This is a genomic window from uncultured Anaerovibrio sp., assembly GCA_902786545.1.
Taxonomy (GTDB): domain Bacteria; phylum Bacillota; class Negativicutes; order Selenomonadales; family Selenomonadaceae; genus Anaerovibrio.
The window spans coordinates 36,373-49,575 of sequence record CADACU010000001.1 but is presented as its reverse complement, the minus strand read 5'-3'; the positions used below and the strand labels follow the sequence as shown (position 1 = coordinate 49,575).

8 protein-coding genes are annotated in these 13,203 nt (G+C 45.9%); 6 read left to right on the top strand and 2 right to left on the bottom strand.

Features of this window, described 5'->3' with window-relative positions:
• Positions 1–67: 67 nt before the first annotated feature.
• The 5 genes from QZV24_RS00240 to QZV24_RS00220 all read left to right on the top strand — a co-directional run bounded on the left by QZV24_RS00240 (position 68) and on the right by QZV24_RS00220 (position 9,574).
• The gene (locus QZV24_RS00240; protein WP_294518458.1) at positions 68–1,669 is read left to right on the top strand and encodes an anti-sigma factor antagonist; all 1,602 of its coding nucleotides are present in this window, start codon (positions 68–70) and stop codon (positions 1,667–1,669) included.
• The gene (locus QZV24_RS00235) at positions 1,666–3,402 is read left to right on the top strand and encodes an MATE family efflux transporter (RefSeq protein ID WP_294518455.1); all 1,737 of its coding nucleotides are present in this window, start codon (positions 1,666–1,668) and stop codon (positions 3,400–3,402) included. The genes QZV24_RS00240 and QZV24_RS00235 overlap by 4 nt, the downstream gene beginning before the upstream one ends.
• Before the next feature lie 69 nt (positions 3,403–3,471).
• On the top strand, positions 3,472–6,573 hold the full coding sequence (locus QZV24_RS00230; RefSeq protein ID WP_294518453.1) for an efflux RND transporter permease subunit: 3,102 nt from the start codon (positions 3,472–3,474) through the stop codon (positions 6,571–6,573).
• Between the two features lie 38 nt (positions 6,574–6,611).
• Positions 6,612–8,102 carry a DUF6056 family protein gene (locus QZV24_RS00225; protein ID WP_294518450.1) on the top strand — a complete coding sequence of 497 codons (1,491 nt, stop codon included), beginning with the start codon at positions 6,612–6,614 and terminating at the stop codon, positions 8,100–8,102.
• Positions 8,102–9,574 (top strand): DUF6056 family protein, encoded by a 1,473-nt coding sequence (locus QZV24_RS00220; RefSeq protein WP_294518447.1) that lies wholly within the window; start codon positions 8,102–8,104, stop codon positions 9,572–9,574. The genes QZV24_RS00225 and QZV24_RS00220 overlap by 1 nt, the downstream gene beginning before the upstream one ends.
• Positions 9,575–9,682: 108 nt before the next feature.
• On the opposite strand, the gene QZV24_RS00215 is transcribed toward QZV24_RS00220, so the two are convergent.
• Positions 9,683–10,255 (bottom strand): hypothetical protein, encoded by a 573-nt coding sequence (locus tag QZV24_RS00215; RefSeq protein WP_294518444.1) that lies wholly within the window; start codon positions 10,253–10,255, stop codon positions 9,683–9,685.
• Positions 10,256–10,515: 260 nt separating this feature from the next.
• On the bottom strand, positions 10,516–10,851 hold the full coding sequence (locus tag QZV24_RS00210; RefSeq protein WP_294518442.1) for a hypothetical protein: 336 nt from the start codon (positions 10,849–10,851) through the stop codon (positions 10,516–10,518).
• A 357-nt stretch (positions 10,852–11,208) separates the two neighbouring features.
• Between QZV24_RS00210 and QZV24_RS00205 the strand changes: the two genes are divergently transcribed.
• Positions 11,209–13,125, top strand: coding sequence for a sigma 54-interacting transcriptional regulator (locus QZV24_RS00205; RefSeq protein ID WP_294518439.1), 1,917 nt, complete (start codon positions 11,209–11,211; stop codon positions 13,123–13,125).
• The last annotated feature ends 78 nt before the right edge of the window (positions 13,126–13,203 follow it).

Here is a 13,203-nt window from a genome sequence, read left to right as displayed (position 1 = left end):
TTTTGGTAAAATTTTATTAGAGATAAGAAATAGTGAGTTACCTTATACATGGGAAGGGATGCTTTATATGAGTCTTAAAATAAATATGAGGAAGGATATATCGGCCGGGGTATTGGTGCTGGAACTGGATGGACGGCTTGATGCCACAACGGTAGATGCCTTTAATCACAGTATTGAAGAATTTGCTACGAAGGTATCCAGGCTGGATGTGGATTTTTCACGCCTGGAATATATGTCATCGGCGGGCCTTCGTGCTATTCTTATGGCCAAAAAACATGCTGATAGGGAAAATATAAAATTTCGGGTAGTCAATCCGCAGTCCAGTGTGGCAGATGTATTTGATATGACCGGATTTAATCACTTTGTGGAGATTGTCAATACCAGTGCGGAAGTGGGAGATGGTGCCGTGTCAGACAGTATGACGGGCTTTTATCCTCTTCGGGCAATTCAGCGTTGGATGATGGATACCCATTTTCAAAAGGCAAACTCAACTATGATGAATGAAGGCGGACTGGCTAAACTGGATGATTCCCTGGATATGGAACGCCTGGCTGGGGCTATAAATGACACTCTGTCGGCGCACGACATTTTCCGTTGCCGGATATTATTCCACCCGGAGACCGGAGAAATATGCCAGCGTTTTGATGGAAGTTTGTCCAAGGTGCGGATTGAGTCATTGTCTGAGGATGAATTTGAAAAGCGAAAGCTGGAATTGAAGCGCCCATATCAAATTATTGACCGGCCTTTATTTCGTATATATCTGATTATTACCCCATCCGGGAAATATATGTATTTGGATTTTTATCATGTAATAATGGATGGTGTGGCTACGGCTATGCTATTTTTCCGTGAGCTGGATCTCCGTTATAAGGGAAGACCGATAAAGCAGAATGATATTAGCTATGCTGACTATATATTGCAGGAATGCGGACGGCCGAGGAATGCAGTAGGGGAAGCCTATTGGCGGGAAATGCTGAAGGGCTTTGATGAAAAAAAGCATTTGCCACCTAGTGATAAACATGAAGGGTCCTGGAAATTTAACGCCCATTTCAGACAACTGCAGAATATCCAGAAGAGTTTTTTTGCGGAAACAAAATATCCGGAGCATACCTTTTTGATGGCTGCGGTGATGTTGGCTATAGCCAAGTCGGCCGGCAGTCGGGAGGCTATTATGAGTTATGTACATAATGGCCGTACCACCAGGGCGGAAATGCGACTGATGGGCCTAATGCTTGTTCAGATGCCAATACGGTATGATTTTCATAACGATATTTCTGTACAGGAATTGATTGAGGATTTGGATAAAAAGGTGGCCGAGGGCTTTCAGTATCGTGACAGTCTTGATACGGTGTATACTGAAGGACTGGAGGATGACTGTGCAACCTTTATTTTACAAAAAGGCAATTTGATGGGGAATGCCGGTGGAGATTTTCCGCTTTGTGGTACTATGGCCCTGTTGCAGGAGTTGCCGCAAAACAAAGCTTCAGCGGTGGAAAATTCCTTGGATATTCATGTGGTGGCTGAAGCCGATGGTACTTACCGTATGAAGATAGAATATGATGCCAGTCGGTATTCAGAAGGGAAAATGAGCTATTTGTCCGAGTTGGTGGATGAAATGCTGAAGGGGCTACAGGAAGCGGATAAATCAGTATTGGAGCTGCTTGCATGAAATTTTTGACTGAGTTGGGGAAAAAAACGGTTGTATCGACCCGTTTTCGGTCAGTTTTTATGGCGTCAATGGTGGCCATGACGATATCATATGTACTTGTATTGATTGATAATGTTGTGGCAGGGCAGATGATTTGCGGTGAGGCTGTAGCCGCAATGTCCCTGGTATTTCCATTGTTACCCATGTTGTTTTTTATCAGTTATATGATAGCTGACGGTCTGGGAATGATGGCTGCCTATGCTCAGGGGCAGGACGATCGGATTGCAGTGAGCCAATTTTTCAGCCAGGGCATAATATTATCTCTGGGGCTAGGGATAGGTCTAGTTGTGCTCCTCGGGACTTTTCAGGAAAAAATATTGGCCTTTTGGAAAATATCGCCGGAGCTGATGGCCTATGCTCTGGCTTATTACAGTGCCATAAAATGGCTTCCACCGGTTGTGTTTCTGAATATTTTTATATATACATTTTTGGTACAAGAGGGAGAAGAACAGATTTGTGCTATGGCATCGGTAGTTGCCATGGTGGTTAATGTTATCTTGGATGTTGTACTGTGCCATGAGCTGGGAGTTATGGGGATTGGTCTGGCTACCGTTATTGGTACTTTGATCTCTTGCTTTATGCAATGCCGTTTTTTGCTTTCAGATAAAAGCCGTCTGAAGTTCAGCTGGTGGTGGGATTTTCGCCAAATATTTCGGGGACTTACCTATAGCTTTTATCATTCGATAGATACCCTTTACTTATCTGTACTTCCGGTGATACTGTCCACCTATGTGATTGCCCGTTGGGGTGAAAGCCATATTATTGTTGTAACGGTAATCACCAATGTTTTGGTGCTGGTGATTGCCCTGTATACCGGGGTGGTGGATTGCCTGCAACCAATGGTTTGTCAGTATCACGCGGAGGGAAATCTTCTGTGCATTAAAAAGACCATGCGGCTGGGCATTGCCGCAACCATTGCCATTAGCCTGCTGGTATCCGTTGTAGGAATTATAGGTGCACCAATTTTGCCATATATATTTGGTGTTGCTGAGAAATCTATTGCAGTGGAGGCAACCCGGTCCCTGCGATGTTTTTTGATTTTTACGGTGTTTTTGGGTATTACCCTTATGTACAGCAATTATTATATTTATATAAAGCACTGGAGTCAGGGATTGCTGGTAAAAACCATGCTGTTGCTGGTCCTGCCCACGGCAGGTATGCTACTGGGGGAGTGGTATGGTATAGAAGGCATGTGGCTTGGAATCGGTGGTGCCTTTGTGGCAGCTTACGGTATTAACCTGGCTGTGGTCAAGCTCCGACATCATGGCCGCAATCTGCTGTTGATGGACAAGGCACGGACGAATCGCCAGCTGTCCTACGATATCAATAGCGTTATGGATGAAGTGATGGATCTGTCTGTCAAGGTAGCCCAGGACCTGCAGAAACTGGGAGTATCTGCGGCCAAAATAATACGCCTGCGATTGCTGGTGGAAGAGATAGGAATGCATGCGGTGGAACGGGCTGAGGGGAATGTTTTTCAATTGGAAATATCCTTTCTTTTGAGCAGTGACCCAGCTGAGGCAATAATCATGTCTGTGCGGGATAATGCCCCGCCTTATGATATTATTGCTGTAGTACAGCAGGGGGAGTTTTCCTGGCGGGAGCACTTTATCGAGTCGATTACGGCTGATTTGCCGAAGCGACGGTATCTGTCGGCCGGGGATGAAAACAGATTTATGTTGGAGATTGATTGAGGCTTATCCTAAGCGAGCTTCATCGTTGGGTGACAGTCATTTTGCTATAGATGGCAGGGGGAAAAATCATTGGCTCAATATTTTATTAAACATCCGCTACAGGCTGTAGTAGGGGCTATTTTGCTGACATTGCTGGGAATACTTGCGGCAGTGCAGCTGCCTGTAGAGGAATATCCTAATATGAATCAGCCTACGGTCAATGTTACCACTGAGTATCCCGGGGCGGATGCCCAAGTGTTGCAGGATACTGTGGCCAAAATTATTGAAGATGAAATAAGAGGCATAGAGGGGATAGATAACCTCAGCTCTTATTCGGATTCTTCCGGCAGCTATCAGTTGAGCATCACCTTTGATTATGGTATTGCTGGCGATATTGCTACGGTGAATGTTCAGAATCGCCTGCAGACGATTCTTTCACGATTGCCTCAAGAGGTTCAGGAATCTGGGATTCAGGTTAGCCGCAGTACTAAGGACACGATTTTTGTTATGGCTTTGTGTTCACCTAATGGAACCTATGACAGTGTTTATCTGCAAAATTACGCCAAAGCGTATTTTCTGGATCAGATAAAGCGGGTATCCGGTGTAGGCAGTGTGGACGAATACTCGGAGGATTACGCTATGCGTATCTGGCTGCAGCCGGATAAGTTGGCTGTACGGGGATTGGCTGTAAACGATGTTACTGGCGCTATTAAGGAGCAAAACAGCCGACCAGCAGTAGGCTCTTTGGGGAAATCGCCTTCGCCGTCTATTCAGGAAAAGCAGTTGATTGGCCGGGTAATGAACACTAAGCAGACCCCGGAAGATTTTGCGAAAATAGTGTTAAAGTCGGAAAATGGCGCTATTACCCGCTTGAGCGATGTGGCGCGGATAAGTGAAGGCGCCAAGGATACCCGTTATCTGTCCTTCGTTGATGGCAAGCCGGCCGCGGCCTATGGCATTTCTCTGGCGGATAACGCCAATGCGTTGGAGTCTATCACTAAAGTGCGGGAAATTTTGGACACGGCGAAGCAGTCTTTCCCGCCGGATATGGAATTAAAAATAGTAGTAGACCGGACGAAGTATATTTCTGAATCCATGCATGAGGTATCGTATACCTTTATTGAAGCGATTATCATGGTTATGATAATCATGTATATATTTTTGCAGAACCGTGGAGCGACAATTATTTCCATTTTGACTATACCGGTATCGCTTATAGCCACCTTTATTGCCTTTAGGCTACTGGGCTTTACTCTAAATCTTCTTACACTGTTTGCCTTGATTTTGGCCATTGGTCTGGTGGTAGATGATGCTATCGTAGTGGTTGAAAGCGTTATGCAGGAGCAGGAACGGGGGGAACAGGATATCAAGAAAGCTACCATGGCGGCTTTGGGCATTGTGCAAAAGCCGGTTATAGCCATAGCTTTTGTTTTGTTGGCTGTATTTTTGCCGGTGGCTTTTTTTGAGGGAATGACGGGAATCTTGTATCGTCAGTTTGCCTTGACTATAGCCGTATCCATGGGTATCTCGGCAATAGTGGCGTTGTCCCTTACACCGGCACTTTGTGTGCTTATTTTGCCATCATTGAGTGTACAGCAAGATAATAACCGTTTGTTAAGTCGATTTCAGTCTTTTTTCCGGTCTTGTCAGCAAAGATATTTAAAGGGTTTGGGCTGGTGTATCCGACGCACCGGTATGATATTGACCGGATTGGCGGTACTGACGGCGTTAATTGTCGTTGTTTATCGGCTGTTGCCAACTGAATTTATCCCTGGCGAGGATCAGGGGTACTATATGGTTGGGGTTAATCTGCCGGAAGGAACCTCTATGAACCGTACGGCTGATTCCCTCAACCGTCTGACCGAAGCCTTGCTGCAAAATGATGCTTTGGCCAATATTGTAGGTGTTACTGGGGCGGATCTATTGAGTGATACTACCAAGTCCAGTGCAGGAATAATGTTTGTGGCCATGAAGGATTGGGACGAACGCAGGGAGTTGGGGGCTAATACAGAAGATATTGTTGCATCGGCCAATGAAGCAGTCCAACAGTCTATACCAGAGGCACATGGGCTGGTGGTGGCCCCGTTCATTTCCCGGGACATTTCTCTGCAAGTAATGGATATTACCGGTCATACGGATCAGGAGCTTAGTGACCTGGCCTTGGCCCTGTATCGAGAAGCAAAAAGTCGGGAAGAGCTGGACGAGGTGGATATTGGCTTTTCTATAAATACGCCTTATATTGATTTTACCGTCAATGAGGACCGGGCCAAGGAGCTGAATGTGAACCTGGCGGATATATATTCTACCCTGGAAGTGCTTCTAGGTGGTCAGGAAGTAAATGATTTTAATCGCTACGGTCAGGTGTACAAGACGGTATTGCAGGCTGATCAAGGCTATAGGGCCACTGAAACGGATTTGCGGTATTTGTATGTCCGCAGTGCAGACGGAGTGATGGTACCGATAAATAGTCTGGTACAATCCAACAAGGGGGTTGGTCCGGCCTATATCAGCCGGTATAACGGTGTGCGGAGTTTTCAGGTGACAGTTACCGCTGCTGATGGATATTCTTCCGGCGAGGCAATGGAGGCCATTGAAGAGGCTGCCAATAAGGTAGTAGGGACGGGTTATCGTTTGGCCTGGTCCAAGGACAGTCAGCAGGAAAAACGGGCTCAGCAGGATGTGGTGTACATTTTGGCTTTGGGTATATTATTTGTTTTCCTGTGTCTGGTGGCGCTGTATGAGTCCTGGAGCTTGCCGGTGGCCGTGTTGCTGTCGGTGCCATTGGGTATTGGTGGCGCATTGCTGGGAATGGTGTTAACGGATATCCCGGTAAGTATATTCGTTCAGATTGGTATCCTTTTGATGGTAGGGCTGACAGTTAAAAATGCCATACTAATTGTGGAGTATGCCAAAGAACGGGTGGATAATGGAATGACTCCGTTAAGGGCGGTAATGGTTGCGGCTAAATTGCGGTTTAGACCGATAATTATGACCTCTTTTGCCTTTGTAGTTGGCTGCCTGCCATTAGCCTTTGCTGATGGGGCCGGCAGTGTATCCCGGTGCAGTATGGGAGTCGCTGTAGTAAGCGGCATGACCGTTGGTACTGTTTTGGGTGTATTTGTTATTCCACTGCTGTTCATACTGATTAGCCGGACATATGAGGGAAATCGCCAAGGAAAAGCTGCTGAATGAAATGCAGCTTTTCTATTTGTGGGTTGAGGTGCTTATATATGATAAGTGGTATAGAGAAAATATGGAATAAATTGCCATGGCAGGCCATATTGCTTATTTTTGGGCTGATATTTTTCTGGCGAAGTCAGCTAATGCCCATGAGTGGTGATGACTATGCCTATGCCTTTATCTGGAATTCGGAGCACGGCGGGAATTTATTGGATGACATCGGACCACGGCAACGGCTTGAAAGCCTTGGGGATATTGTCATATCCCAGTGGAACCATTATTTTTCTTGGGGCGGTCGTACATTTTCCATGCTGATTATTCAATTTTTTGCCTGGCAGGAAAAAGCTGGTTTTGCTCTGTGCAACACCCTGGTGTATTTGCTGTTGATGCTGGTTCTATATTGGTTGGCTATGGGAAAAATAATATCACCGGCAAAAGCCAAGGGATGTTTTTTGTGGGTGATTATTGGACTAAATTTTGGTGTATTGGACTACATAACCACCATGATTTGGATGACGGGGACCTGTGTATATATGTGGACTGGCTTGTGGGAATGTGGTTTATTGTTGCCCTATGCCCTGGCGTATCGAAACAGGGAGTTTGGCAGGAATTGGCCCAAGTGGGCATGGCTGCTGATGGCACTGTTGGGATTGCTGGCTGGCTGGTCCCAGGAAGGTGGTAGCCTAGTTACCATAACTCTGTTGGGAATGGCTTCGATAGCCATCCGCCATCGGGAGGGAAAATTAAGTCCATGGATGCTGGCCGGAGTTGGCGGTGCTGTTATTGGCTGTATGCTGTTGATTCTGGCACCGGGCTCCATAATGCGGGAGGAATATATGCTGGAGTACGAGGCGGATTATGTATTGCCTGCCCAACAGCTCTTTACCCCTGCTATGTTTTACCGAAATTTCACGGAAGGTTTTTTGCCGGTTATTTTATGGGAAGCCTTTTTGTTTTTACCTTTGCTGCTATATTTTATGCAGAGAGAAAAAAAGCGTGGTGATAAATCCTATATAATAGCCTTCCTTCTGGCTGGGTTGGAAATACTGGTTCTGATGATGTTTTCCCCGGAATTTAAGGTCCATACCGGCTTTCACTCCACTATGTTTTTGACCATAGCTTCGGTGGCGGCCTTAAAGGAATGTGTTCCTTATTTGCGGGATGTATTGCAGAATTCCTTGCTTTGGCGGAGACTGGCACTGGGAACCGGCATTATAGCCTTTGTTTATGTGGTTTTATCCTTTGTGGGGGCCTTGTATGTAGAAAATTCTTACGCCCAGCAGTGGCAGGATCGGAAGGTTTATGTGAATGAGCATCGTCAGGATGATGAAATTGTGGTTTCTGCCTTATATATACCCGACAATCTGGATGAATGGTTAGGACCGCGTTCCCTGACCATCTATCACCTGATTTATGGGGCAGACCTTGAATATAAGCCGACGGATAACCGTTCCAATATATTTGCCCAATACTATGGTTTAAAAAGCATCCGGATTGACCGGGAGTTCGATTGGGAGAAATACGGGGGGACAGACAACTAGTGAAAAATGGCGAACAATCAATCAACAAACTGTTTTCTTGGCAGATGATATTTTTGCTTTTTATAGGATTGTTTTTAGTGAGAAATTTTATGCTGCCTATGGTGTCAGATGATATTCCTTACGCTTTTATCTGGGATGGAGCCGATCGGGGCAATCTGCTGGATGGAGTAGGGCCAAGAGAGCGTATTACCTCCTTTGGTGATATCATCATCAGTCAGTGGTCACATTATTTTACCTGGGGGGGACGGATTCTGGGAATTGGGCTGACCCAGTTGTTTGCCTGGCAGGGGAAGGAACTATTTAATGTGTTTAATACACTGGTATTTGGCGGACTGATGTTACTGGCCTTCCGCCTGGGCACCGGACTTTCCCTGCGGTCCATGAACCGTACTTATATGCTATGGCTTGTGCTGAGTTTTTGGTTCCTGCTGCCGGATCCTTTTTTGACCACTTTATGGATGTGTGGCAGCTGTGTATTTTTATGGATGGGGCTGTTGGAATTTCTGTTTCTGATGCCCTTTGCGGCAAAATATTGGCAGCCTGATTTTTGGCAAAAACCACCTCGCTGGGCAGTTCCTCTTATGGCGATAAGCGGCTTGTGTGCCGGCTGGTCCGTGGAAACTGGCGCCGCGGCCACAGGGTTTATTGCTTTATTGGCCCTGCTTTATTTTCGCCAGCAGAGGCAGCTGCAGTTATGGATGATAGTAGGATTCCTATTCCTGTGCATTGGGGGATTGATGCTGACCCAGGCTCCGGGGGAAATGGTCCGGTTAGAGCTGCAGAGATTGTATGAATATAATCCGGGTCTCCCAGCTGATATGTATTGGACCCCGTTAATGTTTCAAATAAACTTCTTTGAGTGTTTTTTGGCTGTCACCAAGTTATGGATTCCTTTGTTGGGGCTTATTGGCTTTTATATCTGGCAGCTTCCGGTTGGGCAACGCTGGAACCGGACCACCAGATTTCAGGCTGCTATGCTGGGGGGAGCCATATCCGTTATGATTATTATGCTGTTTGTTCCAGTAGCACCAGCCCGGGCGGGCTTTTTTTCCACCGTGGCGGTGATAATTGCCTCTCTGTCTGCCTTGAAGGAGCTATTGAACAATCAAGCCGTTTGGCAGAAATGCAGGCCTATATGGCAGACTGTTACAGTGATTGGGATGGCCTTGTTACTGGTTACGGCAGCTTTCACCTGCAAGGTGGAGTGGGATGTGCGTCAGCAATGGATGAGCCGCATCGACTATATAAATGCCAATAGGGAAAAGGAGCTGGTGGTAGTGCATCAGATTGATGTATGGCCGCTGGCGGATGAAGTTTGTGAAGTATGGACTTGTGTTACCTGGAATACGGATATTTTGGCCTGGGGCTCGGATTTGGAGCCACGGCCGGAGGGCAGCCATAACATAATGTATGCCCAGTACTATGGTTGGAAGAAAGTAATAACCGACGGGGAAGACCGTCGGATTCCATAAAAATATACCCTCCTTCCTGGATGTCCAGGGAGGAGGGTATATTTCAGTCAGGCCCTTTTTGGTGAATAGCGAAGGGATTGTCCTGGTTGAACTATATGGCATACATTTTTATTTAGCCACAAGCATTTTTTCATTTAAAATTTTGTTGAGGCCCTTGTTTACTTTCTGGAGGGCCTGGAGCGCCACCGACTTGTTGCCAACAGAGCCAATCCAGGTGCTGTCCGATTGCTTTTCTACGAACTTACCGTTATAGATATAACGGTCGTTTTTAACATCGATAATTTTGCACGGAACGGTGGCAATCATTTCAATCCCCTGGGTGAAGAAGGTGATTTTCTCCTTGCGTTGAAACGGCTCCAGGGAAAGACAAATAACATAGGTACATTCCTCGCCGGCAACGGCATCTAGGATATCGCGGCGTTCTGCCATGGAAAGATCGGTCATACCCATATCTGTCAGTTTTTGCACCACTGTGTCATTTTTAACAACTTCGAAATGCTGGGATAGGGTCTTGTTGAGATTATCCAGTACACAGCTGTCCAGTTCTGTATCGTAGGTAGTGTTGGCGTTATTGGTGTAAATCAAGGCCACCCGGGGCAAGGCTGCGGCTGTAGCAACCGAGGCCATGGCGCAAACAAGGGTTAAAACCAATAATAGGATTCGTATAGATTGTTTCTTCATAATATTTTTCCTCCTTTATGATGAGCTAATGGACTATTTCAATAGTTACTTGTCTGAGAAGTATTCTTCATGGTTAAAGGATAATCCTGCTAAGACAATAATATGTGTTATTGCAAATAAATCATATCAACAGAAAAACCACCCAGGTCGCAACTGTAGAGACCCCCATAAGTTAGGCCAATCTAACTTATGGGGGTCTTTTTATGGCAAAATAAAACATGAATGCAAGAATGCACTACTAGTATGGATTTAATTATGCCTTAGGCGAAGAACTGGTAATATACACTCAGGCACAGGAGCGCGATGGAGGAGCACAGGGTAGCCAGGCTGACTCCAATGAGAATTCGATGGACTTTGTCGCTGAAGTTGGCATGCCGGTTCACATAAACCACAATCATACCAACACTGAGGCAGGCATACATGCCCCGACCGAGATTATCCATATTGGACCAGGCCAGCCCAAGAATGAGCAGGGTAAATACTATCAGAATAATCAGCAGCAAATCCCGGCTGGCTTTAGGTTTTAAATTTGATTTGGCAACTGCATTGGTTTTTGGTGCAGTTTTTTTCTGGATTTTCTTATATTGGGTAGACATTGAAATAATCACCTATCTTAAAAAAATTTGCACAAACGCAGAAAAATTATACCATATTTGCCCCTTTGAATAAAGCAGTAAAATGAGACTTATTCAGCGAGAGCTGTAATCTTTCACTGAGTTTAGCCGAATTTATTCTCAGCGTCACAGGTGCTTGGCGTTCATCTAAAAAGAAAGACTTAGCACCCGTTAGTGTAGGGTAAACATAATATTACATATTTTGACTAATTATTAGCCTAAAAATGTAACTTTTTCATCAGAAAATTTGCAGTAGAAAATCACTGATGATAAAATAAGATGATATGTGAAATTTTGGGAAGGAATAAATTTGATTACGGGAAAGAGAGGGCCGCATTGATGATTAGGGAACGACGGAGCAGACAGAAGCTGGAAGCGTACTATAATAGATTTATTGAACAGGGAGAGATTGACCCCAATGTGCACCCTTGGGTAGCCAAATCCTGGGCCAAAAGTGCCAGCCTAAGGGTGGATTATGAAAAGATGTCAACGGCTAACCGCCTGTCAGTGGAGGAACTGAAGGAGATTCAGAAGCAGAATAAGCCGGCTATTGATTATTTGGAAAATATCAGTGTTAATGTTAGGGAGTTTTTCCAAAAGTATAATATCAGCCTGCTTTTGCTGGATGCCAACTGCACTGTTCTAAAAAGCTATTCCATGCCTTTTTATCAGATGACGCCAGGCGAAATCGAAGGTGTACGGGTTGGCATCGAGGACATTGGTACATCCAGTATAAGTATTACCTATGAACATAAGTCCCCATTTTGGTTGTTTGGTCCGGAGATGTGGGCCAAGGAGTGTCAGCAAAGTGATGCCTGCTCGGCTCCGGTAGTGGTAGACAATGAGATTTCCTATATTATTACTTTGGTGGCAGTGGAGCAGTCGGATATGCCTCAGGATGCTATTATTGCCATGCTGCTGACTATTAAACAGTCATTGGAAGGATATTTGCACCAATACACTCGGATAAAAGCCCAGGAAGCTATCCTGGATGCTACACCGTTTGCGGTGTACCATGTAATGGCTGGGGATGAGGTGGCCTATGCCAATAAGCTGGGTATGAGCCGTCTCATGGGGATTGGTGCTCAGAAAAACGGCAATGATGAGCTGAAAACCAATCTTAATGATGTTATTATGAACTATCGTCATACTCCTATTTATCGGGGGTTCAAGGGAGTTCCATCCTACAATAAAGAAGTGACCTGGATTACTCAGGCCAAGACATACGAGGACATTACTACAGTAGTGCCATTGGATTATAATGCTGATGATACGGTACATAGTGTAGTAGCCGTCTCCATGCCGATTGAAGATTTGCGGACATTGGTGGCCCATGCGGCTGGTTTTACGGCGAAATACAGCCTCAATTCGTTGGTCAGCGGTGGCACCAATTTTAATTCCATCAAGGACAAGGCCCTGCGAATTGCCCGGAACAAGCATCATATGCTTATTCAGGGTGAATCAGGAACCGGTAAGCAGCGCATGGCCCATGGTATACATCAGGCCAGCCCACGGGCGGCAGGACCACTGATTACTATTCATTGCGGTGATACTACCCCGGAAATCCTGGAACAGGAATTGTTTGGGGTGGCCCTGAATACGGATATCAGTCATCCAGGCAAGCTGGAACTGGCTTCCGGCGGTACCCTGTTTATTGATGAAATCGAGAAAATGCCACGGAATATCGCGGTGGAATTGGCGGCAGCCCTTAATACCAGCCAGTCAAACCGGGTGGGGGAAAATGTGGAACGCTCCATTGATGTGCGGATTATTGGGGCTTGTGACAGCGATTTGAAGCGCCTGACGGAAAGGGGCTTGTTTTCCCGTGAGTTATATGATATTATCTCCCGCAGTGTGATAAGGATTCCATCTCTTAGAAACCGTAGAGAGGATATCCGGGATTTGGCCAACCATATTGTCAATGAATTGGCCAGCCAGCACCAGATGGCGGTCAAGGAGATTGCCCCGGAAACCGTGGAGCTGTTGATGAACTACGATTGGCCGGGGAATATAAAGCAACTGCAGGGGGTCATTGAGGTAGCCTTCTTTAAGACCGCTGATGGAGTCATTCGTCCGGAGGACATCAATCTGATGGGGGATGTTAAGCCTGATAACAAGTGGAAGGAAGATAAGGATATTTTCGTCAAGGCGTGGAAGGCCGCCGGGGGCAATGTAAGCCGGATGGCCAACCTTCTGCATGTCAGCCGGGTAACCTTGTATCGGTATCTTAAAAAGTATGGATTTGATAAGAAATAATCTGTACTAAGTCAGAGGCGGGGTTAATGGGTACGCTTGTGTTGGAGCCCTTGTCCCGTATAGACATCCATCTGGTTG